The 23460-nt window shown below is 39.6% G+C and carries 22 protein-coding genes; 15 read left to right on the top strand and 7 right to left on the bottom strand.

Annotation, left to right across the window (positions count from 1 at the left end; all coding sequences use genetic code 11):
- The first annotated feature begins 24 nt into the window (after positions 1–24).
- Together H7J92_RS16970 and H7J92_RS16975 are read left to right on the top strand one after the other, a co-directional pair.
- The gene (locus H7J92_RS16970; protein WP_009498759.1) at positions 25–786 is read left to right on the top strand and encodes an ABC transporter ATP-binding protein; all 762 of its coding nucleotides are present in this window, start codon (positions 25–27) and stop codon (positions 784–786) included.
- On the top strand, positions 776–2719 hold the full coding sequence (locus H7J92_RS16975) for an ABC transporter permease (protein WP_221838172.1): 1944 nt from the start codon (positions 776–778) through the stop codon (positions 2717–2719). The genes H7J92_RS16970 and H7J92_RS16975 overlap by 11 nt, the downstream gene beginning before the upstream one ends.
- 78 nt (positions 2720–2797) lie before the next feature.
- Here the strand turns inward: H7J92_RS16975 and H7J92_RS16980 are convergent, their stop codons facing one another.
- The 6 genes from H7J92_RS16980 to H7J92_RS17005 form a co-directional block, all read right to left on the bottom strand.
- Complete coding sequence (locus tag H7J92_RS16980) at positions 2798–4135, bottom strand: MATE family efflux transporter (RefSeq protein ID WP_221838175.1); 1338 nt, start codon at positions 4133–4135, stop codon at positions 2798–2800.
- On the bottom strand, positions 4132–4599 hold the full coding sequence (locus H7J92_RS16985) for a GNAT family N-acetyltransferase (protein ID WP_009498755.1): 468 nt from the start codon (positions 4597–4599) through the stop codon (positions 4132–4134). Before H7J92_RS16985 ends, H7J92_RS16980 begins: the two co-directional genes overlap by 4 nt.
- Before the next feature lie 94 nt (positions 4600–4693).
- On the bottom strand, positions 4694–5254 hold the full coding sequence (locus H7J92_RS16990; RefSeq protein WP_221838177.1) for a TetR/AcrR family transcriptional regulator: 561 nt from the start codon (positions 5252–5254) through the stop codon (positions 4694–4696).
- Positions 5255–5447: 193 nt separating this feature from the next.
- The gene (locus tag H7J92_RS16995; RefSeq protein ID WP_221838179.1) at positions 5448–7190 is read right to left on the bottom strand and encodes a GMC family oxidoreductase; all 1743 of its coding nucleotides are present in this window, start codon (positions 7188–7190) and stop codon (positions 5448–5450) included.
- Between the two features lie 17 nt (positions 7191–7207).
- The gene (locus tag H7J92_RS17000; protein WP_343228107.1) at positions 7208–8053 is read right to left on the bottom strand and encodes a gluconate 2-dehydrogenase subunit 3 family protein; all 846 of its coding nucleotides are present in this window, start codon (positions 8051–8053) and stop codon (positions 7208–7210) included.
- A gap of 273 nt (positions 8054–8326) precedes the next feature.
- On the bottom strand, positions 8327–8608 hold the full coding sequence (locus H7J92_RS17005) for a hypothetical protein (RefSeq protein WP_221838181.1): 282 nt from the start codon (positions 8606–8608) through the stop codon (positions 8327–8329).
- Between the two features lie 345 nt (positions 8609–8953).
- Between H7J92_RS17005 and H7J92_RS17010 the strand changes: the two genes are divergently transcribed.
- Positions 8954–9190, top strand: coding sequence for a 2-hydroxymuconate tautomerase family protein (locus tag H7J92_RS17010; RefSeq protein WP_425441360.1), 237 nt, complete (start codon positions 8954–8956; stop codon positions 9188–9190).
- A gap of 73 nt (positions 9191–9263) precedes the next feature.
- Here the strand turns inward: H7J92_RS17010 and H7J92_RS17015 are convergent, their stop codons facing one another.
- Entirely contained in the window at positions 9264–9881 is a 618-nt protein-coding gene (locus tag H7J92_RS17015; RefSeq protein ID WP_009498749.1) for a TetR/AcrR family transcriptional regulator, read from the bottom strand.
- Positions 9882–10049: 168 nt separating this feature from the next.
- Between H7J92_RS17015 and kynU the strand changes: the two genes are divergently transcribed.
- The 12 genes from kynU (at position 10050) to H7J92_RS17075 (ending at position 23444) form a co-directional block, all read left to right on the top strand.
- Positions 10050–11333 (top strand): kynureninase, encoded by a 1284-nt coding sequence (gene kynU / locus H7J92_RS17020; protein WP_221838183.1) that lies wholly within the window; start codon positions 10050–10052, stop codon positions 11331–11333.
- Between the two features lie 19 nt (positions 11334–11352).
- Positions 11353–12777 (top strand): amino acid permease, encoded by a 1425-nt coding sequence (locus H7J92_RS17025; RefSeq protein WP_221838184.1) that lies wholly within the window; start codon positions 11353–11355, stop codon positions 12775–12777.
- 408 nt (positions 12778–13185) lie between these two features.
- Complete coding sequence (locus tag H7J92_RS17030) at positions 13186–13932, top strand: IclR family transcriptional regulator (protein WP_009498744.1); 747 nt, start codon at positions 13186–13188, stop codon at positions 13930–13932.
- A gap of 143 nt (positions 13933–14075) precedes the next feature.
- A complete protein-coding gene (locus H7J92_RS17035; protein WP_078818597.1) occupies positions 14076–15104 on the top strand; it encodes a TRAP transporter substrate-binding protein in 1029 nt (342 codons plus the stop codon).
- Positions 15105–15118: 14 nt separating this feature from the next.
- Complete coding sequence (locus H7J92_RS17040; RefSeq protein WP_078818596.1) at positions 15119–15604, top strand: TRAP transporter small permease; 486 nt, start codon at positions 15119–15121, stop codon at positions 15602–15604.
- Entirely contained in the window at positions 15601–16878 is a 1278-nt protein-coding gene (locus H7J92_RS17045) for a TRAP transporter large permease (RefSeq protein WP_078818595.1), read from the top strand. The genes H7J92_RS17040 and H7J92_RS17045 overlap by 4 nt, the downstream gene beginning before the upstream one ends.
- Positions 16879–17161: 283 nt before the next feature.
- On the top strand, positions 17162–18646 hold the full coding sequence (locus tag H7J92_RS17050; RefSeq protein ID WP_078818594.1) for a 4-hydroxyphenylacetate 3-hydroxylase family protein: 1485 nt from the start codon (positions 17162–17164) through the stop codon (positions 18644–18646).
- Between the two features lie 189 nt (positions 18647–18835).
- Positions 18836–19342 carry a flavin reductase family protein gene (locus tag H7J92_RS17055; protein ID WP_009498738.1) on the top strand — a complete coding sequence of 169 codons (507 nt, stop codon included), beginning with the start codon at positions 18836–18838 and terminating at the stop codon, positions 19340–19342.
- 626 nt (positions 19343–19968) lie between these two features.
- Positions 19969–20514: a 3-hydroxyanthranilate 3,4-dioxygenase gene (locus H7J92_RS17060; RefSeq protein ID WP_009498737.1), complete on the top strand. Its 546-nt coding sequence runs from the start codon at positions 19969–19971 to the stop codon at positions 20512–20514.
- Positions 20511–21521, top strand: a complete 1011-nt coding sequence (locus tag H7J92_RS17065) for an amidohydrolase family protein (RefSeq protein WP_009498736.1) — start codon at positions 20511–20513, stop codon at positions 21519–21521. The genes H7J92_RS17060 and H7J92_RS17065 overlap by 4 nt, the downstream gene beginning before the upstream one ends.
- Positions 21518–21964: a RidA family protein gene (locus H7J92_RS17070; RefSeq protein ID WP_009498735.1), complete on the top strand. Its 447-nt coding sequence runs from the start codon at positions 21518–21520 to the stop codon at positions 21962–21964. The genes H7J92_RS17065 and H7J92_RS17070 overlap by 4 nt, the downstream gene beginning before the upstream one ends.
- A gap of 10 nt (positions 21965–21974) precedes the next feature.
- Positions 21975–23444 carry an aldehyde dehydrogenase gene (locus H7J92_RS17075; protein WP_009498734.1) on the top strand — a complete coding sequence of 490 codons (1470 nt, stop codon included), beginning with the start codon at positions 21975–21977 and terminating at the stop codon, positions 23442–23444.
- The last annotated feature ends 16 nt before the right edge of the window (positions 23445–23460 follow it).

Raw genomic sequence — 23460 nt, forward strand, 5'->3', positions numbered from 1 at the left:
TAAAGTATAGAAGGAGTGAGGAATATGGTAATTCTCGAAGCAACAAAAATCCATAAAACATATGGCAATAAATTTAATAAGCAAGAAGTATTGCGGGCGTTAGACTTACAAGTGCATAAAGGTGAATTCGTCAGTATTATGGGGGCATCCGGCTCAGGCAAAACCACGTTACTCAACGTACTATCATCTATTGACCGGGTCAGCCAAGGGACAATTACAATTGAAGGCCAAAACTTCAATCAAATGAAAGAGAAGCAACTTGCAGAATTTCGAAAACATCATTTAGGTTTCATTTTTCAAGACTATAACTTACTGGATACACTAACCGTTAAAGAAAATATTCTTCTTCCGTTATCCATTAAAAAGGTCTCGAAAAAATTGGCGAACGATAAATTTCGTGCAGTCGCTCAGGATCTAGGTATTTTAGAAATCGAAAATAAATATCCAAATGAAATTTCGGGAGGTCAGAAACAACGAACTTCTGCAGCCCGTGCATTTATTCATGATCCAAGTATTATCTTTGCGGATGAACCAACGGGCGCGCTGGATTCAAAAGCGGCTTCCGATCTGCTGAACAAGTTGAGTGACTTAAATGCAAAACGAAACACATCCATCGTTATGGTGACACATGATCCTGTTGCTGCGAGCTTTAGTGAACGAGTGATTTTTATAAAGGATGGGCAGGTCTATACCCAACTAAATAAGGGCGAGCAAAATAGAAGTGACTTTTTTAATGATATTATTAAAACCCAAGGCGTTTTAGGTGGGGTTAAACATGAAGCTTAACCAACTCATTTACCGTAATACAAAGAAAAATTTAAAGCATTATTACTTGTACATCTTTGCGCTCGTTTTTAGTGTTGGTTTATACTTTGCATTTGTAACGTTACAATACGATCCTGCGTTAAATGAAACAAAAGGAACGATTAAAGGGGCGGCAGCCATTAAAGCGGGCTCTGTTTTATTGGTTGGTATCGTTTCGGTTTTTCTGTTATACGCGAACAATTTGTTTATCAAAAGACGCAGTAAAGAGATCGGATTATTCCAATTGGTTGGGATGACGAAGGGTATGATCTTCCGTATTCTTAGTGTGGAAAACTTATTCCTATATGTAGGATCGCTTATACTCGGTGTATTGCTCGGATTCTCAATGTCTCGTTTGTTAATGATCATTCTTTTTAAAGTAACGGGTGTGGAGGATGTCGCGACATTACACTTTTCGCAACAAGCATTATTCCAAACATTGGTTGTATTTTCAGTGATCTATGTGTTAATTTTAATCATGAATTATATTTTTATAAGAAGACAGAGTATACTATCGTTGTTTCGGGTTGCATCTGTTACACAGCAACGCGTACAAAAAATGACGCCATTCCAAGCAATTATCGGAATTTTTGGGATCGCACTCATTTTATTTGGTTATTATTTATCATCTAAAATGTTCAGCAGTACGTTTTTAGGTAGTCAATTGTATATGGTTATGATTACCATACTAGCTTCAGTTATTTTAGGAACCTATCTATTTTATAAGGGATCCGTCAGTTTTATTTTTAATTTAATTCGCAAACAAAAAGGCGGCTATTTGAATGTGAAGGATGTCTTGTCACTTTCCTCCATTATGTTCAGAATGAAATCCAATTCCTTTTTGCTGACTGTCATTACGGCATTATCTGCACTTGCGATTTCATTGCTGTCTTTAAGTTATATTTCGTATTATTCAGCCGAGAAATCGGCAAAAGAAAACATTCCGCATGATTTTTCCATTCCGAATGCAAAGCATGCAGAGCAATTTACAAATGCACTTGCAGAAGAGGGAATTGACTATACCGAGACCTATATCGATTTAGTAAGGGTTAACACGGATTTATCCGACATTTTATCCATGCCGGAAGATTCAGAGTTTGGCTTTCAAGCCAGCAACACGGATATGATTGTCATAAGCGATCAGGCGGTACCTGAATTACATGTTGAAGAAGCAGAGGTATTTTTCGTCAATCAACAGGATTTTACGAAGAAATTGCTGAACTTTCAAGAAAGTGGGCAAGTCGGGTTTTCAAATGCGGAGACCGTGTATGATCTAACATTCAAAGGGTTTAAAGATGTATCGATATTATCTTCTAGACTTTCCTACGCTTTTCCGGTCGCTGTAGTAAACCAAAAAATATTTGAAAAAATGAAGGCTGAACAGGATCCGGCATTGAAATCTGAGTTTCCTGAGTATGTCGGAATAAACATTGTGGACAAAAAAGAAATCGAGAAGGCAGATTCGATTTTCAATGAGTTGGAATTGAATATATGGGCTGGTTATGAATCGAGATATGAGGCTAGCATTAGCCAGAAACAAAACATGGGGTTAATTATGTTCATTGTTGGCTTTCTAGGGCTGGCGTTTCTCGTTACATCTGGTTGCATTCTTTACTTTAAACAAATGGACGAAAGTGAAGATGAAAAGGCTAACTATACGATTCTTCGGAAGTTGGGCTTTACGCAAGCAGATTTAATCAAAGGGATACAAAGAAAACAACTTTTCAATTTCGGCATTCCGCTTATTGTAGGCTTGTGTCATAGCTATTTTGCTGTGAAATCTGGTTGGTTCTTCTTTGGGACAGAGCTGGCAACACCGACAGTTATTGTCATGCTGATCTACACAGGATTGTATTCGATCTTTGGTATCCTCTCCGTGTTGAATTATAAACGTATTATTAAAGATGCTTTATAAAAACGTGCAATTTCAGCAAAACAACAAGCTATCGTAGCGAATCCAAAAAAGGATTTTCCTCGATAGCTTGTTTTCAATTTAGAGCAATTTCGTCGACTTCTTCTGGTATAGGAATACCCCGATAAATACAAGGAATTCAGATGCTGGAATAGCTAACCAAATGCCATTTAAACCAAAAATTCTTGGTAAAATCAACAAGAAAATCAGCATTACGATAATTTCCCTAGAAGCTGTTATCCATGTTGCCATCCGAACATTGCCAACTGATTGGTAATACGTCATCATGACGAAGTTCGTTCCCGTAAATAAGTACGCGATAAAGAATAGATTAATTCCTGTACTTGCTAACTCTCTTACGCTTTGCGGAAAATCACCAAAGATGGAAACGATAGGGCCCGCAGCGAATTGTCCGATAAGGAAAAAGACAGCTCCTGCTAATACCACAGTCATCGTCGCTTTTTTTATCGTTTCCTTTTGTCGTTCAAGATTGCCGGCTCCGTGATAATAACTGATAAGCGGCTGGATGGCGCCACCCATTCCGAGGAACAGCATCAACATGACACTGTGAACATAATTTAGAATGGAAAAAGCGGCGACGCCATCTGTGCCAGCTGTTCGTTCAAATGCGATATTATGCGAAATCGTAAAAACAGAGATCCCTAATTCGGATAAGAAGCTTGGAAAACCAATGACTATAATGGCTGCGAATAATTTTCTATTAAATGAAAAACGAATGAGCTTTAAATTATTCGTTTTCTTAAAAAAATGGCTGGACAGTACGAGCATTCCTAAGAATGAAGCAATAATCGTAGCGAAAGCAGCGCCGGATACACCAAAGTCAAAAATAAAGAGAAAAATGTAATTTAGCACAATGTTGACGACAGACGTTACAATTAAACCCGCCATAGAAAGATTTGGTGCACCGTCATTTCGAACGAATATGCTAAACGTATTTTCTACTGTAAAAATAAAGCCGAATAACAAAATGACAAATAAATAATCCGATACATAAGGAAATGTAGTAGAATTGGCACCCAGTACATAGGCAAGTGGATTACGGAAAATAAAGGCCGCCAGTCCAATCAGCAATGTAAATACGAAAATAGATAAAATGGCGTGCGTGAAGATTGTGCGGGCCTCATCAATCTTTTTTGCTCCCATTGCCATGGAATATTTCGTTGCTGCACCGATACCTATCCAAAGTGAAATCGCGAAGAAGATCGTATAAACGGGAGCCGCAATGCCGACTCCCGCTAACGCTTCCGCTCCTAATCGATTACCGACCATGATTCCATCCGCGACGATATTAATCGCCATCAACAACATTCCGATTGTAGATGGAATTAAATAACGTAGAAAGATACGTCCAACTGACTCGGTATCTAATTGATTCAGTTTAGGTGAAGGTGAACTCATTTTAAAGGACTCCTTTTTAAGTCAAGTTCCATTATGAGGCAGGGAAATTCACCAAGGTTGTCTATCTTTCCGTTTAATACAAAACCGAATTTTTCATATAACCGCTGTGCTTTCGTATTGTCCGGATAGATACTCAAATAGATCATTTCACAATCATATTTTTTCTGCATTTCTATCAGCAAATGTTTGAGAAATCGACTGGCATACCCCTTACCTTGATGGTTGTGATCGATCATGAAACGATCCAGCCATACATCATTTGTCGTTTTGTCCCGGCCGTGCATCGCATAACCGATTAATTCTTCTTCATCATATAGTCCAACTGATTTCCATTCAGGTTCAAATTTGGATTGAGCTAAGGAAAAAGCATTGCTCTCAATAAAGTTCTTTTGGTCGTCATTTACTGATAAATAGGCGATATCCTCCCAATTTTCAGTAGTTACCTCACGTATGTGGAGGCTCATAATTCCATCTCGCTTTCAAAGTTGTTGTAAAACATTAAAACTATTTTTGTTTTATTAGTTTATTTTGGCATAAAAAATCCGTGTGTGTACAATCTCACTTAGGATTTTTTGTAATGAAGCCGAATAGCAGAATATCTACTATTGAGTCCAATGCTTCTGTGACTGTTATGCTGTTTTCATAGAAAAATTGTCGATCCATTGTAGAGTTTGTAGCGTCAATAATCAATTTCATCAGTAATGAAACATTTTGTTCCACAATGAGTCCTTCCCGAATGCCTTGTTCAATCAATTTGCGCAAATCATCCCACTCATTCAGTGCAGCGTTGACGCGTTCCCATTGCGTAGGGTGTGACTTCCTCATCTGATCAAGAATTTGCCAGTTGTAAAAGTCATTATATTTCGGAATCACAGTGATCACTTTCTTAATCTTTTCTAAAAGTGATAATTCTGGATCTTGTATAATCATCTCAGTCTTTTCATCAAATTCGTTTAAAGTAGAATCAATGATAGCATCCAAAATATCGGTTTTAGAAGAAAAGTGTTCATACAATGTGCGCTTGCTAATCCCGAGTCGTTTCGCCAGGTCATCCATCGTAAACTTCATGCTTTTCTCATGAACTTCCTCGAGAAATCCTTTCATAATCCGAGCTCTCATTTATCCTCCTCCTGTCTTTATCTGTAAGTTTGAAAACTTTAAAAACAAATATAGTTTTATTGGTACTCTCAGTATAAAGCGTATTTAGGAGGAAATCAAGGGATATAGTTTGTAAACTTTATCCTGTGAATTATAAAATCTGAAACTAAACATCAAAAAACAGCTAGAGTAAAAAACTCCAGCCGTTTAATTATCAAGCATTCATGCTAGCTTGTTTCGCTTCAACAAGCTGACCACCATTCTTCAAATATTTCTCTACACCTTCAGCCGCACGATATCCAAGCGCTCCAATCGTAGCAGTCGGGTGATGTCCTGCGAATTGAGGAAATGCTGAGCCACCAACGACAAACAGGTTTTCCATTTCCCACATTTGTAAGTAGTTATTTACCGCGGAAGTTGCTGGATCAGCTCCCATAATAACACCGCCCGCGTAGTGGCCTCCGTCGTAGATATGGTCGAATTCATCGGGTATAGAATCTGGGTTGACGATGTCTGCGCCCATTTCTTTTACGATTTCCGTACATTTTTCAACACCAAACTTCGCAATATTGCGATCTTGATCTGTGTATCGGTTCGTGACACGCAATAATGGATCGCCAAATTCGTCTTTATACGTCGGATCTAAGTCAAGATAATTATGCCACCAAGACATAATTGCTGGTGTGTACCAGACTCTCATGTAGCGATTTGTATAGAAAACGGAATTTTTCTTGAACTCTGGGCCCCAGCTTGGCGTATCATCTGGGACATTATTGGTTGCGATCGCTCCGTGTCCGTATTGACGGAATTCGATTCCACCGCCATTAATGAAATCTAAATTGGTATGATCAAAATTGTCCCCTGCGAAGTCACTCATCGTGCCGCCTAAAGCACCTGCTCCCATGTAGAGGTTGAATTTCTTTTCCTTAAAAAATCCTCTTGCACCTTGGAATGTTATATTCATTTGACCGTTAAAATTCCGTCCAATAGTTCCTTTGCGCGTCTTCGGGTCATATTGTTGACCGATTTTCGATAGCATCAGCAGTCGATTGTTTGTAAAGGAGAATGCTCCAAGCACCACGACATCAGCTGGTTGCTCAAATTCTTCACCAGTGAGTGTATCCGTATACATAACTCCTGTAGCTTTCCCACCACTATGTAGGACGCGGCGTACAAGCGAATTTGTTCTGAATTCACAATTGTTTTTGATGGCGGTTGGAATAACAGTGGCTAAAGGATCTGACTTGGCTGAGAAGTCACAACCATATTGTGTACAGAAGGAACAGAACATACAAGCATTCAATGTTTCTCCGTCAGGATTCGTATACGCCTGAGACAAGTTTGCGGATGCGACTTGGTAAGGGTGATAACCCATTTTTTTTGTAGTTTCCTTAAACAATCGTACAGCAGGTGATTCTTTCATTGGAGGATTGGGATAGTCGCTTGAGCGTTTGTCGCCGAGCGGATCTGGTTCTCCGGAAATACCGGCTGTCTTTTCCCAGCGGTCATAATAAGGTTCCATTTCATCATAGGTAATGCCCCAATCCTGAATGGTCATGCCCTCAGGAATTTTATTCTTACCATACCGCTCGATTGTCTTAGAACGAATTTCAAAGTCGTATGCTCTCCAGCGATAGGTGGCACCTGCCCAGTGGACACTTCCGCCCCCAAGGTCTGTACCCGCCATCATTTCTTTTCGTGTGCGGACGGGAAGTGCGGTATCTTCCATTGTAACGCGCGATGTAATGGTTTCAGGGGCTAGATTTTGCATCATTTCATAACGGTTTGTATAGCGAAGCTCATCTTTCACTCCGATATAGTCTGCGCGGTCCACTTTTTTACCGCGTTCTAATGTAACCACTTTATATCCGGCTTTCGCCAGTTCAGCGGACACGATACCGCCAGCCCAACCACTGCCGACGACTACAACATCCACTTTTTCTAATTTCTTCGCCATATGCTTCCCTCCAATTATCAGTGTCCGTGTTCGTCTTCGTTTCCTTGGTAACTACGTAAGCTTTCAGGCTTCATCACAATGAATTCGTCTTTATCAATGTCGGCAGTATAGCTCATGCGGGGGCCAGGGTACTCCTTCATCCGCCAACCGTCCATATTGCGATTACCGCCATAGACCGGGTCTGCATATGCGCCTTCTATTGTTGTTTGAAGTAAGAGGTTAAAGAATGTATTGGAATTAACGCCATTCATATTCGCTTTACCTTCGTCGAAAAGTTGAAGTATTTCATCTTGTTGATCAGGTTCTAAATCTTTGAATTTCGTTTTGAATTTTTCTTGAGAAGTCTGCTCGATGGCACGGATACCTTCTGTAAAAATTTCTGCCCTAGTCATCTTCGTTTGATATCTTGGTGTAGGAGCCGGAACTTGTGTATCCGCATTCGGACCTTGTTTGTTTTGGTCCCGATCTTTATTTTCATAGTTCTCTACAGCTGCTGTTTGAGGGAAAGGACCATGCATGTATTCTTTTGCATTTGTTCCCCACTCGCTCGTCAGTTGTCGATCAATAAAATAAGGAATGCCAAGTTCAATTGCGCCGGGGCCTAAATCATCTTTAGGAAAGATTCGTTCCGTTGCTGCGGATAAGATATCAAAGTCTTCCCCGCGACTAAAAAATGTCCGAGCTTCCGTTACAATGTGGGTCGCGTTCTTGGTTCCAGTTTCGGGTTTTTGTAACTGGTTGGTCAATAACCCTCCGAATAATGAACCGCCGACTAGACCACCTGCTAAGAATCCGGTATTCTTCATGAAATTTCGGCGACTAATTCCTTTTTGAGTAGTCTCAGGTTGTTGTGGTTCTGTCACATTTCTCTCCTCCTCTTATATGTGGACTTCACAATTTTTCCAACCCACTATTTGTCATCTTGTGGTGATGTGCTAGAAATTATACACATTTGCCTAAAGAAAGCTTATTAATTTCGAGATAAAACTATTTATTATACTTCGAATTATTTAAAGCTCTTGATGTACTGGTAGTAATGTATGTACAAATTAAAAATTACTGAAATCACTAGGCGGGACCTAGTGATTTCAGGATAGTAATTTTTATTGTTGTGAAAAATACGTAGAACGTTTCAATTAATTCGTTGCTTTGTCGTCCCCATCTTCTTCGTCTTTCACATCCATATCCGTATCGATGTCAGCGTCTGGTTCCATATCTACATCAGTGTCAGGGTTATCTTCCGGCACTACGACAGGTTCATCTACGTTTCCGTCGCCGTCTTCTGGCACGACGACAGGCTCATCTACGTTTACATCATTGTCGTTAACGTCAGGTTCGTCATCACCGCAGGCACTTAAGATTCCGACAGATAATAAAGCGGCTGCTCCAACTTTAATAAAGTTTTTATTTAAATTCATAATTAATTTCCTCCTCTAGTTTGGTTGATTCGCTTACCTATCTAATGGATAACCGATTTTTATTTTTGTAAACATGCAACGTTGAAAATTAGTTCAATCCGATTATGGAATTGGCTTCTTGAAACAAGTCGAGGGAATAATAAAGGAGATGAAGAGTAAGTGATCTTTAGGTATAAAAAAGTTACGTGTGACGCGGCTAAGAGCGAGTTGAAAAGTTCATGGATATCAAAATGTTCCTATATTTGAAGACTGACAAATTAGTACTCAAAAGGGATTTAGTATAGGCTGAAGAATGTATTGAAAACTTATTTTTAATAATTGATATAGACGAATAGGTGGTATAGCATGGTATGTAAAAATACAAAAACGAGGTGTAATATGCCAATTATTCAAGTGCAAGTTTTGGAAGGAAGAAGCGATGAACAAATTAAAGGGTTAATTGAAGATATTACGGGAGCAGCTGTAGACAATCTTGAAGTGAGACCAGAACAAGTACGGGTTATTGTGACAGAGGTGGCGGATACGAAATGGGGGGCAGGTGGTTTGACAATGAAAGAAATTAAACAGAAGCGAGAATTATAAGGAGAAGGTTGACGATCAATCTGAAGCCGTATGATAGAAAAGCGAACTTGCCTAATTGTGGCGGTTCGCTTTTTTACATGATATATAATCCATCCACATACATATCAGTTAAGGTTTTCGCGATTTCTTCAATAGAAGCCGTGTTCTTTTTATGTACTACTTCCCACTGATAGTTTTCATTGGCGAAAAACCAAAAGCGAGCAACCAAGTTAGCTTGCAAATCTGTACGAGCTAAACCTTGTGATTGGGAGTATGTAATATCCCTCGTAATATAATGAATATTCGTTTCGCGTATTTCATTCCACTTCGAGTCCACAGTCGAAGACAGACCGATTGCTTCCGAGAAAACTTTCATAATTTGGTGATTTTCATTTGCCATATTTAAAAATAGAAGGACTTGCTTATGAATCAAAGTTTTCGCTTCCTGTTTGGTGGCAGGAGCGAACGGAGTATTTGCCATGTCAAGGAACTCTTGCATCACGTCTTCAATCAGACTAGTTAAAATTTCATCTTTTCCTTTAAAGTAAACGTAAGCGGTGCCGTATCCTGTGCCGGCCCTCTTGATAATTTGTGTGATAGTCGTTTTTTCAAAGCCATTCTCATAGAAAAGTTCTTTAGATGCTTCGAGCAAACGCTTTTTTGTTGCAATGGACCTCAAATTTCGCCCATCTGTGATTTCTTCTCGTGTCATCAGCCTTTCTCCTTTCGTGTTTAATTGTACTCATTGTAACGTACAGTACGCTTTCCTACAATGAAGTGTGTTTTAATTTCACCTACTGAAATTCACACAAAAAGATATTGACACTGTGTCAACTAAACAATAGTATTAAGTAAATTCAGATAATTGGAGGCGTATAAGATGAGTAAAACAGAAGTGATTTCGAAAGAAAAAGCTAGAGAATTCGACAAACAAGATGAATTTCAGCAATACCGAGATGAATTCTTTTTACAGCAAGAACAAATTTATATGGATGGTAACTCGCTTGGACTAATGTCAAAACGAGCGGAGACCAAAGTAAATGAACTAATGGAATCATGGAAGGTATTAGCTATCCAAGGCTGGACAAAAGGAAATTACCCTTGGTTCTACTTACCAGAAAAATTGAGTGAAATGTGTGCCCCTCTCATTGGAGCGGAAAGCAAGGAAGTTATGATATGTGGTTCGACAACGAGTAATATACATCAGTTAGTTTCTACTTTCTATAAACCAAACGGCAAAAAAACAAAAATTTTGGCAGATGAACTTACATTCCCATCAGATATTTATGCGCTCCAAAGTCAGATTAAACTACAGGGCTACAATCCCGATGAACACTTGATTCGTATAAAGAGTCGGGATGGAAGGATGATAGAAGAGGATGACATAATTTCAAAAATGACTGATGAGGTAGCTTTGATTTTCTTGCCGACAGTACTATATCGAAGCGGACAATTATTGGATATTGAACGATTGACGAAGGAAGCCCATAAACGAGGTATTAAGATTGGATTCGATGCATGTCATTCAATTGGCGCAGTACCTCACAAATTTAGTGATTGGGGAGTGGATTTTGCTGTCTGGTGTAATTATAAATATTTGAACGGCGGACCAGGCTCTGTAGCAGGTTTGTATGTAAATAAGAAACATTTTGGTATTGAGCCAGGGTTAACAGGTTGGTATAGCTCAAAAAAAGATAAGCAATTTGACATGAGCCACACATTGGAAGTAGAAGAATCAGCTGGAGCTTTCCAGGTTGGAACATCTCACATCCTCAGTTTAGCTCCAATTATTGCTTCCTTGGAACTCTTTGCCGAAGCAAATATTGAAAAAGTACGTGAGAAGTCTCTTCAGATAACTCGCTTTATGATGGAATTAGTCGAACAAGAGTTGGAAGGACTGGGCTATTATATTGGAAATCCAATGGAGGATGGACGACGTGGCGGGCATGTTTGTCTAGAGCACGATGAGGCTATTCGGATTTGTAAGGCTCTCGTTGAAGAGGGAGTCATCCCTGATAATCGCCCCCCGAATATTATCCGACTAGCACCAATTGCTTTTTACACCTCCTATGAAGAAGTTTTCGACACGGTGCAAACACTCAAAAGGATTGTTCTTGAAAAACGATATGAACAGTATGGTAAAGAACGTAATGTAGTGTCTTAAAAAATAAGGGGGAAAAGCGATGGGGAAGAAGGAAACAGATTTCCAAGATATTATTGAAAGAGAAAAAGGGTTAAATCGCAGTCTGACAACTGGACAGCTTACAATGATCGCAATAGGCGGAGCGATTGGGACAGGTTTGTTTCTCGGTAGCGGGTTGGCTATTGGCTTAGCCGGACCAAGTGTTATTGTGAGTTATGCAATTGGTGCGTTAATTGCTTTACTGCTGATGGGATGTCTTTCGGAAATGACAGTGGCCCATCCTGTGACAGGTTCATTTGGAGCCTATGCGGAAAAGTATATTAATCCTTGGGCGGGGTTCACGGTCCGTTATTCTTATTGGTTTAGCCTGGTGTGTGCGATTGGGACAGAAGTTACCGCTGTAGCTGTGTATATGAAATATTGGTTTCCCACAGTTCCTGCCATCGTCTGGATCGTATTGTTTGCTGCAATATTGATGTATGTAAATGCAACAACCGTAAAGCTGTTTGGAATTGTGGAATATTGGTTTTCTTTAATTAAGGTTGTTGCGATAACTGGATTTATTATATTAGCTGTCTACGTCATAGTTGGAGCGGATCAAACTTCATCTATTGGAATCCATAACTACGTGGCAGAGGGTGGCTTTTTTCCAAATGGTTTTTATGGTATGTGGATTGCTGTTTTCATATCACTATTTAGCTATCTAAGTATTGAAATGATCGCAGTAAGTGCTGGAGAAGCAAAAGACCCTGAAAAAGCAGTTCCAATCGCTTTACGATCGGCTGTTGTTCGTTTGATCGTTTTTTATTTAATTACATTGTCTTTAATGCTAATGATCGTGCCGTGGAATATGGCCGGTGCAGATAAAAGTCCTTTTGTAAAGGTAATGGAGATTGTTAACATACCGGGTGCTGCCGCCATTATGAATTTTGTTGTGTTGATTGCTGCACTTTCTGCTATGAATAGCCAATTATATATATCAACACGAATGATGTTCTCCTTATCACGCGGTGGGTACGCTCCAAAAATACTAGGAAAGCTAAATAAAAAGTCGGTACCATCTATAGCTTTATTTGTTTCTGTTATTGGAATTGTATTTGCTACATTTTTTACCATAGTAAAACCTGACACGGCATTCGTTACAATGATTTCATTATCAAGCTTTGGAGCTATGTTTGCATGGTTTATGATTTTTATTACACACTTATTTTTCCGGAAAAATTGGAATGAAACCAAAGGAAGGAAATTACCAGTTAGAATGATAGGTTATCCATACCTGACTATATTTGGGGCTGGATTATTAGCTAGTGTTGTATTGTCAACGTGGTTCTCGCCTGACTTTAAAGCGACCCTTTTATTAGGTTTTCCATGGTTACTTTTCATTACAATTTGTTATTTTATCTGGAAACGAACAATCGGGAAGCGAGTTATTGTTCAGACTGAATTGGATGAAAAAGCAGATTAATAGAAGGGCTGTTAGACTGGTTGTTTTCTATGTATAGATATATCAATAAGTAAAATAACACTCGATGTTACGAATGAACATCGAGTGTTATTTTGCGGGAGATTAATTATTAAAATTCTTATGTTTAAAAAAGCTTTTTTGTGAACTGATATTCTGGCAATTTGTAAATTTGTTAAATAAGTTTCATATTATGAAATTTATAACTTGTTAACTTGCTTTAAGATTCGTATAATTTAGATTACTACATAAACGAAGTTCACTCCTAAGGATAAGCAAAAAAGTGTATGTTACTTAGCAGACACTCAACGGATATGGGGATAATTACAATTTCTTTTCACTTTGTATGAAAGCGTTTACAACCGTAGATTGTCAAACAGCTATAAATCTAGTAAGAGAGGAGAACATAACGTGATAGAATCTGTCAAAAAGGCTTGTTATATTATCAGTTGTTTTTCTAGTGAGGAACCGGTTTTAGGAAATGCCGAGATAGCCGGTAAACTTGGCATGAGCCCTAGTACGACACATCATTTAATCAGTACACTGTGCAATGAAGGTGTATTGATGAGGGACAAGGATAGACGATATCGTTTGGGGTGGAAATTGCTGGAGTGGAATAACAACGTCATGTTTCAACAAGATATTTATGATAAGGCTATTCCGCTTGTAAAAGACTTGATAAGCAGATTCATAGGCACTGCTCATATCGGAATGTTTGACAAAGGGGAAGTTGTATTTGTCTTGAAAATATCATCTCAAGAAGCTTCGCCTATCCACACATACATTGGGTCTCGAAAGCCTGCTTATGCTACGAGTACAGGAAAAGTGTTGTTGGCCTATAACAATGACTACTTGAAAGAAACCATTGAACGAGGGCTTTCTCAACAAGCTCCAAATACGATTACAAATATCGAAAAGCTGAAAGAGGATTTGAAGAAAGTAAGAGACGTAGGCTATTCAATTAGTAATAATGAAAATTCAACAGGTACGTACGCTATTGCGGCGCCTATTTTATCATATTCAGGTAAAACGATTGCTGCAGTTAATCTAGCTGGGCCGGTATCTTACATGCAAGGAAGCAACCAACACATGATTAGACAGAGTGTAATTAAGACGGCCGATTCTATATCTAAAGAACTAGGTTATATTGAAGTTTAATTATTACCATAGAATCCTTTAAAGGGGTGATGAACACCAGAACAATTTATCTATTCTAGCCACACAGAAAAGGGTATAGTTTTCGATTAAATTTACCGAATAGTCTGATTAATAATCAGGAAAGAGAAAAGGGGAGTTAATACATGACAAGAAAAAGAGGTATGTATTTTTTTATTATGACAATTGTTGCAGCGTTGTTTCTAAGTGCATGTGGTAAAGACAGTGATGAGGCGAAAGCAGATAACCCAGGTAAGGAAGGAGAAGCTGGGCAGACATACAACTTTAAACTCGCTCATATTGCACCACCCGATCATATTTGGAATGAGACGGCTCAAAAGTTTGCCGAGGAACTAGAAGAACGTTCAGATGGTCGAATGAAAATGGAGTTATATCCAGGTGGACAACTCGGTGGAGAGCCGGATATGGTACAACAGCTTGAAACGGGTTCATTGGATTTCGGATTTATTACGACTGCTTTTTTAACATCTAGATCAGATGCTTTCAGTGGTTGGTTTGCACCTTATTTATTTGATTCCTACGAAGCAGCTTACGAGGCAAAGGATTCTGATATTGCAAAGAAGATTTTAGCAACACTTGATGATCAAGGCTTACGCGCAAAAGATTATTTCTTCTCCGGAAACCGTACGATGATGTTCAGAGAGAAAGTTGAAACACCTGCAGATATTAAAGGCCTTACTTTACGTGTCACACCAAGTCCCGCGTTACAAGATTGGTATCGTCTATTAGACGCTAATCCAGAGTCTATCTCATTGCCAGATGTATACCAAGCTGCACAAACAGGTGTCATTGATGGAATGGAAATGGATTTGGATGCAGCAGTTACATCTAATTTTAATGAAGTAACCGGGTTTGGCGCATTGACGAACCATATGGTATGGCCTTCTGTAATGATTGCGAGCGGAAAGGTATTTGATGCGATGCCGGAAGAAGATCAAAAAATTATTGAAGAAGCAATGGCTGCGGCTTCTGAATTTGGAACGATGAAGCGTTCTTCTTTAGAAGAAGAGTATATGAATACTTTAAAAGACAGAGGAATGGAATTATATGAAATGGACGAGTCTTTGTTCGACCCATTCAAAGAAGAGTATGATGAACAATACAAAGCAAAGGATCCATTGATTAAAGAATTTATCGAAACGTTCCGTAAATAGGAGGAATGCGCAGTATGAACAAGCTGAGCAGCTGGGTAGAAACGCTTGAAAAGTTTATGGCGATGATCTTAATTGCTGCAATGACGATTATTATTGCAGTCGCTGTATTATTTCGCTACTTTCTAAACGCCCCTATATTTTGGGCAAGTGAGGCAAGTATCTTCATCATGGCATGGGTCACATTTCTTGGAGGGAGTTTGGGACTTAAATATAGGTCCCAAGCTTCTGTTACCTTTTTGGTCGATCGGTTTTCGGAGAAGGGAAAAAGATATTTAGAGATGGTTTCTTATATAATTATTCTCGTTTTTATTGGGATTTTACTATATTTAAGTTATCAATGGCTATTCTCCGTTACTCATCAAACCTCATCTTCCATGCGAATTCCTATGTGGATTCCATATGCATCGGTTCCAGTAGGCCTAAGTTTTGCATTCATTCATTTATTAACCCATCTTGTGAATTTGTTTAAGACAAAGGAACAAGGGGGGCAAACGACATGATGATCATTGTTATTGCGCTATTTTTATTATTTCTAGTGATCGGCATTCCGATATCTCTAGTGCTAGCAATTACTTCTATTAGTTATTTACTTCTTTCAAATTTAACTACGCTGATGAGTTCAGCCCCACAGAAAATGTTTTCGGGCATCGATAATTTTGGTCTGTTAGCCATCCCGCTATTTATGTTGGCGGGAGAATTAATGAATGGCGGAGGAATCACGACACGCCTCGTGTCTTTTGCCAGAGTGTTGATCGGTCATTATCGTGGTGGATTGGCGTATGTCACGGTTATTGCGAATATGTTTTTAGCTTCTATACTAGGGTCTGCCAATGCACAGGCTGCGATGATGAGTAAAGTTATGGTGCCTGAAATGGAAAAAGAAGGATATCGACGTGATTTCTCTGCAGCAATCACATTAGCCTCTTCTATAGTGGCGCCGGTTATTCCACCTAGTATGTTGTTTATCATTTATGGAACATTAACAGGTGCGTCTATTGCCGATTTGTTTATGGCTGGAGTGATTCCAGGTATATTGCTCGGGGTTGGTTTCATTATCGTAATTGGGATCATGAATCAAAAACAGCAATTTCCTAAAAGTGAAAAAGCAACTTTTCAAATGATTGTGAAGTCGCTTTTGCGAGTGCTACCCGCAATGTTAATTCCTTTTACAATAATTTTTGGGATACTCGGCGGTGTATTTACGCCTACTGAATCAGCTGCCATCGCATGCGTAATCGCATTTGTTATTGGGCTGGCTTATCGGGAGCTAAAGTTGAAAGATATGCCGGAAATTTTGGTGAATACGGTTGTAAATACAGCAACGATCTCATTCTTAATCGTGACAGCTAATTTATTTGGTTTTATAATTGCATATGAACAAATTCCTCAATTGGTAGCTAATTCAATGCTTGGTTTGTCAGAAAACCCATTAATCTTTTTGCTTTTAGTTAATATCTTTTTGTTATTGATTGGTACTGTATTAGATGGAATTGCGGCGTTGATTATTTTAATACCTGTCATGCTTCCGCTACTTGCTACATACCAGATTGATCCCGTGCATTTCGGAGTCATCGTATGTATTAACTTAACAATCGGTCTTCTTACTCCGCCAGTAGGCACAGGACTTTTCATCGTGTCGTCCATCGCCAAGGTGAAATTTGAAGATCTTATTAAATCGATTATGCCGTTCTTGGCTATGGCGATCCTTGTGTTGCTCATTTTGACTTATTGGGAAGATGCTGCGTTATGGATACCTAGTTTGTATAAAGAATAAAACGTTTAGAGAACTCTCTAAACGTTTTTTTAATTTTTTTTATTAAATATTCTCGCTATTTCATACCGTGAAATATGAATATTGTGACAAGGAGTTGTATTCGGTATATTACAAGTACGTTAAGTGAAGTGAAAGCTTCTGGAGTGAGGAAAGATCCCTTGGGATTCGTAGTAGGCTTCTTTAATAAGTCGGAATGAAAGGGCTTACAATCATTACTCTTACGGTCTTCATGCATCAATGAATTAGTCATTATCATACTATCACCATATAGGAGGAATACAAAATGGGTATTAGAACAGGCGCAGATTATATGAAAGCGGTAAAGTCACGGCAACCAGAAGTATACTTGGGAGGTCGACGTATTACAAACCTGGCTGATGAACCAGTCTTCAAGCAACCTATCAAAGAAATGGCCAGACTTTATGATATGCAACACGACCCAAAGTACCAAAATGATATTACGCATGTTTGTGAAGAAACGGGTGAGAGAGTAAACAATGCATTTATCATTCCTAGAAATGGAGAAGATTTACAAGCCCGTAGACGAGTTTTTGAAGTATGGGCAGAAGCCACATTTGGTTTGATGGGGCGAACTCCAGACTTCTTGGCAACTGTAGTAACAGGGATGGCAACGAATGATTGGTTCTTTAGACAGTATGGAGATCGTTGGGGTGATAACATTGTGAACTATTATAAATATATCCGTGATAACGATTTGTTCTTGACACATGCAATTATCAATCCGCAGAATGACCGCAGCAAGGCTTCAAATGAACAAGAAGATGAATTTACCCATTTAGGAGTCGTACGTGAAACGGAGGAAGGTTTAATCGTTCGCGGGTCCAAGATGCTGGCTACTCTTGCACCTGTCACTGACGAGGTAATCATTTATTCGTACCCAAGTTTCAAACCTGGGGATGAAAAGTATGCGATTTCGTTTGCACTCCCTATTGATACCCCAGGGCTTCGTATGTATTGCCGGGAAGAAACTCAAAACGGTGAGCGTTCTACATGGGATCATCCACTAGCCAGCCGGTTCGAAGAGATGGATGCAGTGCTAGTGTTCCATGATGTGCTTGTACCATGGGAACGTGTATTCATCAACCAAAACGTAGAAGCTGGTAACTTATTGTATCCTAAAACAGGCATCAACTTGCAGCCTTCTCATCAGTCAGCTGTGCGCGGCTTAACAAAGATTTCATTTGCAACAGAGGTTGCTTGTTCAGTTGCTGATGCAGTAGGAGTCGACGGATTCTTGAATGTACAAAACCAATTATCCGAGCTGATTCAAGGGGCAGAAACAATCCGTGCATTAGTGCGGGTGGCGGAGTATGAGTATGTTATGACCCCGCACGGCGAGGCCGTTCCTGCTATTGTGCCATTAGAAACGATTCGAGGTATTCTACCGACACTCTACCCACGTGCTATGGAAATACTGCAGACTATCGGTGCGGGCGGATTGCTAATGTCTCCAACAGGAGCTGATTTTGCTAATCCGGAAACAGCAGAAGATATGGAGAAATACTACGGTGGACGTTCAGGAGTATCAGCTGAGCAACGTGTACGACTCTTTAAGTTAGCTTGGGATCTATGTGGCGAAGCATTCGGTCAACGTCTCGTTCAATATGAGCGCTACTATTCTGGCGATCCGGTTCGCAAATTGGGTATGTTCTATAATACGCATAAGCGTAATAACCCATCCTATGAAATGGTAGACAAAGCATTGAGAGATTCTTTGGAAATGGCAAAGGATACAGTTGCCAATTAATGAGGATATAAGTGAGAAAAGCATTATCAGGTAAGAGGTTTTACTTTGATAATGCTTTTTCGTTTATTATTATGGTAATATGAATACTTAGAAAAGTGAATCTAGTAGTTAGATACAATGAAGTAGAAGTGTGCTTATGCTATAATTTTTATGGATTAATATAAAAAGAAAAATTTTTAGGGAGAGATCATGATGAATAAAGAAGAAAAACAGCAAGTCTTTAAAGATATTATGGGGAATTACCCAACAGGGGTAACAGTTGTTACCACTACTACAGGAGATGGAGTACCTGTCGGTTTGACAGTTAACTCATTTGCATCTGTTTCCCTTGATCCACTTATGTTACTTTGGTCCATTGATCATAGAGTTTCTTCGTTGAAAGAGTTCACGGAAGGTGGAAAGTTTGCAGTACATGTATTGGCTGGCGAACAATCTGAACTTTGTAAAACATTTGCAAGCAGACACGAAGATCGTTTCAGTACATGTAATTGGCATCAATCAGAAAATGGGCTACCTATTATCGAAGGTGCTTTCGGCGTGTTTGAGTGTAAAACGTTCAAAGCGATTGAGGCTGGCGATCATACCGTCTTGATTGGCGAAGTAGTAGACCTGAAAGTCGATAGCTCAAAAGATCCGATGCTGTATCACCGAAGAGTATTTGGTTCTATACCGGCAGAGTTTTATACAGCGAAATAAAGGATTTATAGACCTTAGTTTTTGATTGAATACCACCGTAAGCAGTATAGACAACGACGTCTGTACTGCTTATTCATATTTTACGACTCGATAGGTATTGTTGAATATTAGTTAATAAAACTTTTGGATTACTTAAAATAACTATTTACAATAACTTTAATATTCGACACACTAAATTCGACAAGAAAGTACTCAGTGTTCCTGTGCATTCATCAATTTAGCATTGGGTGGTCTTTAAAAGAAGACAAACCATAGCTGTCAAGCCATCGCTCTTTTGAGAGGTGGCTTGACAGCTATGGTTTTTTTATGTGCTTTTTTGATTTGGGGTTATGGATGTTTTGGAGCCAATAAGAAGTTTCGCATTTATTATTCCTAGCTTTTCTTTCGTATGGTGACATAATGTGCGTCTGTTATAAAAAGACAAAGCGGTCTATTAAAAACATTCTAACTATTTCACATGATGAAATAACAATGTGGAATTTTGTATGCGTTTTCATTATAGTGGGAGTACAACAAATAGAGTAAGAGAGGGTGTTGTATTTGCCTTGATTCTGCACTAGTGAAAGTACAAAACAGTTTTATCCGTTTTGCGAAAAATAATAAATTAAAATAATGGAGGGTTTCAAATGACAAATTCTACAATTAAAAAACTTAAGGCATTTAATCTATTACAGTGGATCGAAGATAATAAAAATGAGTTAAAGCCACCTGTCAACAACAAAGTTTTATGGGAAGACTCAGAGTTTATTTGTATGATTTTAGGCGGACCGAACAGAAGACGTGATTTTCATGTGGACCCTTCTGAAGAATTTTTCTACCAAATTAAAGGCAGTTGCTATGTAGAGGTTATTAATTTCGAAGGAAAGCGCGAAGTAGTAGAAGTAAAAGAAGGGGAAGTATTTATGCTTCCAGCTATGATGCCACACTCTCCTCATCGCGTAGCGGATACGTATGGACTGGTGATCGAGCGTAAACGAGACGAGGGAGAACTCGAAGATTTCGTTTGGTTCTGTGAAAACTGTGATCAGCAAATGCATAAAAAGACGGTTCAGCTGACAAATATTGAAACACAGGTTAAAGGTGCAATCGAGGAGTTTAATAGTAGCGAAGAGCTTCGTACATGTGATAATTGCGGTCACGTAATGTCTGAAGAAGTAGGTTTGTGGAAATGAGAGTAGACTTTCATACACATATCATTCCTGAAGATATCCCTAATTTCGTTGAGAAATTCGGTGGAGGTCGTTGGCCTACTTTAGAAAAAACTTGCTCTTGCGGCGCGAATATTATGGTCGAAGGCAAGGTGTTTAGAGAAGTGACGGATCAAGTTTGGAGTCCTGAAAAGCGCATTGAGGATATGGATGCGGAAGGTGTAGATATTCAAGTTCTCTCTCCCATTCCTGTAACGTTTTCTTATTGGGCAGATGGGCAACAAGCAGAAGAAATGTCTAAAATACAAAATGATTTTATTGCTGAAACTGTAAAGAAGTATCCAGATCGTTTTATCGGGCTGGGCACGGTTCCTTTACAAGACGTTGAAGTTTCAATCCGTGAAATGGAAAGATGCGTCAAAGACCTTGGTTTAAAAGGCATAGAAATCGGTACGAATATCAATGGGAAGAATTTGGATGATCCAGATTTTACAAAGTTCTTTGAAATGGCAGAGAAGTGGGAAGTTCCGTTGTTTGTTCATCCGTGGGAAACGCTCGGTAAAGAAAGAATGCCACGACATAATTTTATGTACACAGTCGGCATGCCAAGTGAAACAGCCTTAGCTGCTGCCAGCTTGATTAATGGAGGCGTAATGGAAAAGTTCCCTCGATTGAAAGTGTGTTTTGCACACGGAGGAGGCTCTTTCCCATATATCTTGCCACGTCTGGATCAGGGGTGGAAAGTTTGGCCTCATTTGAGACAAACAACTGAACTGCCTAGTTACTATGCAAAGAACTTCTATTTCGATTCTTTGAACTACGATCCTTTAAATCTTAATTATTTAATTGATCGTTTCGGTTATGAAAAAATTGTAATGGGTTCAGATTATCCATTCTTATTACGCGAAATTCCTCCAGGGAAAGTTGTCGACGAAACGGTTAATTTAACTGATGAACAAAGAGAAGCGATTCTAGGGAGAAACGCATTGGAGTTCTTAAACATATCAGTAAAGGAAGAGATGAAAAAATGACACCTGAAGAAAAACTAAAAGAGTTAGGGTTGGAGTTACCTCCATTACGTCCCTCACTTGGAGATTATGTCCGGTGCGTTCGCACGGGAAATCTATTGTTCACTGCTGGGCAAGGAGTAGATCAGTACCACGGTAAACTGGGAAGAGATTTGACTGTCGAAGAAGGTTACCTGGCAGCTCAGCAATCTATGCTGAATTTGATAAGCGTAGTCAAAGAAGAAATTGGAGAACTAAGTAAGGTAAAGCAATTTGTAAAAGTTCTGGGCATGGTCAATAGTACAGAAGATTTTACAGATCAGCCTAAAGTGATGAACGGTGCTTCCGATTTAATTGGAAAAGTATTTGGTGAAAAGGGTAAGCATGGGCGGTCGGCAGTTGGAATGTCACAGCTCCCTAACAATACAGCAATAGAAATTGAGATGATCATCGAGATCGAAGAGTAGGAGGAAGATCATGGCTAACGAATTAGTAGCAGACAATACGACTGTCCAAGATGCAAAGCTATTTATTGATGGACAGTATGTAGACGCAATTTCAGGAGAAACTTTCGATACAATCAACCCTGCAACCAACCAAAAGCTTGCTACGGTGGCGAAAGGCGGAGAGGAAGACGCCAACCGTGCGATTGAAGCTGCGCATAAAGCGTTCGCAAGCGGCGTTTGGAGCAATATGCCGGTTGAAAAACGTTCCGAAATATTGTGCCGGATGGCTGATTTGATTCTGGAAAAAGTCGAACAACTTGCTTATGTAGAGACGTTGGACGTCGGAAAACCAATTCGCGAAAGCCGCGAATTTGATATCCCGCGTGCTGCATCAAACTTCCGCTTCTTTGCTGAGATGGCGAAGTATATGGTACACGAACATTATGACATGGCTAACCACATGTCCTACGTACAATACGCTCCGGCGGGTGTTACTAGCTTGATCATTCCTTGGAATCTTCCGTTCATGCAAATGACATGGAAAGCATCAGCTGCATTGGCGGCAGGAAATACTGTCGTTATTAAACCGGCTTCCGACACACCTTTAAGTGCAGTTTTGCTTGGTGAAATTGCAAATGAAGCGGGCTTGCCTCCAGGCGTTTTGAATATTATAACAGGTCCTGGAAGTACAGTCGGAACGGTGATGGCGAAGCATCCCTATGTCCAGCGTATCTCGTTTGTAGGTGAATCGGAAACCGGAAAGACTGTTATGCGAAATGCAGCAGAAAACCTAACACCGGTTTCATTGGAGTTAGGTGGAAAGTCAGCAAATATCGTATTCGAAGATGCTGATTTAGACGAAGCGGTGGTAGGATCTATTGAAGCGATCTTCCGTAATCAAGGAGAAATTTGTTTGGCAGGTTCCCGAATTCTTGTACAGGAAGGTATTTATGAGAAGTTTCTTGAAAAGTTTGTTGCCGCAGTAAAAAACATTAAGGTTGGCGATCCAACAGATGAATCTACAGACATGGGCGCTCTTGTGTCAAAAAGTCATTTAAAAGAAGTGGCAGACTATGTGCAAATTGGTCTTGATGAAGGAGCTAAACTTGCTTATGGCGGTAAGATGGTAGAGAGCCTGCCAGAAGGAAACTTCTATGAACCGACTGTCCTGTATGATGTGCATAATAAAATGCGTGTGGCACAGGAGGAAATATTCGGACCAGTGCCTGTGATCATTCCTTTCAAAACAGAAGAAGAAGCAATAGAAATCGCAAACGACTCTATCTATGGTCTGGCGGGAGTTGTCTGGACGAATGATCTACGACGCGGTCAGCGTGTGACATCTCAAGTACACTCCGGTCTATTGTGGGTAAACTGCTGGTACGTCCGTGATTTACGCACTCCATTCGGAGGGGCAAAAGCGAGCGGGATAGGAAGAGAAGGCGGCCGTCACAGTTTTGATTTCTATACCGAAGCGAAGACTATTACGATAAAAAAATAAACGAACAGCGAAAGGT

The organism is Sporosarcina aquimarina (genome assembly GCF_019748715.1).
Taxonomy (GTDB): Bacteria; Bacillota; Bacilli; order Bacillales_A; family Planococcaceae; genus Sporosarcina; species Sporosarcina newyorkensis.

What these genes read in the sequence shown, in the direction of transcription:
- H7J92_RS16970 (WP_009498759.1), top strand. Translation starts at nt 25, where the DNA reads ATGGTAATTCTCGAAGCAACAAAAATCCATAAAACATATGGCAATAAA.
- H7J92_RS16975 (WP_221838172.1), top strand. Translation starts at nt 776, where the DNA reads ATGAAGCTTAACCAACTCATTTACCGTAATACAAAGAAAAATTTAAAG.
- H7J92_RS16980 (WP_221838175.1), bottom strand. Translation starts at nt 4,135, where the DNA reads ATGAGTTCACCTTCACCTAAACTGAATCAATTAGATACCGAGTCAGTT.
- H7J92_RS16985 (WP_009498755.1), bottom strand. Translation starts at nt 4,599, where the DNA reads ATGAGCCTCCACATACGTGAGGTAACTACTGAAAATTGGGAGGATATC.
- H7J92_RS16990 (WP_221838177.1), bottom strand. Translation starts at nt 5,254, where the DNA reads ATGAGAGCTCGGATTATGAAAGGATTTCTCGAGGAAGTTCATGAGAAA.
- H7J92_RS16995 (WP_221838179.1), bottom strand. Translation starts at nt 7,190, where the DNA reads ATGGCGAAGAAATTAGAAAAAGTGGATGTTGTAGTCGTCGGCAGTGGT.
- H7J92_RS17005 (WP_221838181.1), bottom strand. Translation starts at nt 8,608, where the DNA reads ATGAATTTAAATAAAAACTTTATTAAAGTTGGAGCAGCCGCTTTATTA.
- H7J92_RS17010 (WP_425441360.1), top strand. Translation starts at nt 8,954, where the DNA reads ATGGTATGTAAAAATACAAAAACGAGGTGTAATATGCCAATTATTCAA.
- H7J92_RS17015 (WP_009498749.1), bottom strand. Translation starts at nt 9,881, where the DNA reads ATGACACGAGAAGAAATCACAGATGGGCGAAATTTGAGGTCCATTGCA.
- kynU (WP_221838183.1), top strand. Translation starts at nt 10,050, where the DNA reads ATGAGTAAAACAGAAGTGATTTCGAAAGAAAAAGCTAGAGAATTCGAC.
- H7J92_RS17025 (WP_221838184.1), top strand. Translation starts at nt 11,353, where the DNA reads ATGGGGAAGAAGGAAACAGATTTCCAAGATATTATTGAAAGAGAAAAA.
- H7J92_RS17035 (WP_078818597.1), top strand. Translation starts at nt 14,076, where the DNA reads ATGACAAGAAAAAGAGGTATGTATTTTTTTATTATGACAATTGTTGCA.
- H7J92_RS17040 (WP_078818596.1), top strand. Translation starts at nt 15,119, where the DNA reads ATGAACAAGCTGAGCAGCTGGGTAGAAACGCTTGAAAAGTTTATGGCG.
- H7J92_RS17045 (WP_078818595.1), top strand. Translation starts at nt 15,601, where the DNA reads ATGATGATCATTGTTATTGCGCTATTTTTATTATTTCTAGTGATCGGC.
- H7J92_RS17050 (WP_078818594.1), top strand. Translation starts at nt 17,162, where the DNA reads ATGGGTATTAGAACAGGCGCAGATTATATGAAAGCGGTAAAGTCACGG.
- H7J92_RS17055 (WP_009498738.1), top strand. Translation starts at nt 18,836, where the DNA reads ATGATGAATAAAGAAGAAAAACAGCAAGTCTTTAAAGATATTATGGGG.
- H7J92_RS17060 (WP_009498737.1), top strand. Translation starts at nt 19,969, where the DNA reads ATGACAAATTCTACAATTAAAAAACTTAAGGCATTTAATCTATTACAG.
- H7J92_RS17065 (WP_009498736.1), top strand. Translation starts at nt 20,511, where the DNA reads ATGAGAGTAGACTTTCATACACATATCATTCCTGAAGATATCCCTAAT.
- H7J92_RS17070 (WP_009498735.1), top strand. Translation starts at nt 21,518, where the DNA reads ATGACACCTGAAGAAAAACTAAAAGAGTTAGGGTTGGAGTTACCTCCA.
- H7J92_RS17075 (WP_009498734.1), top strand. Translation starts at nt 21,975, where the DNA reads ATGGCTAACGAATTAGTAGCAGACAATACGACTGTCCAAGATGCAAAG.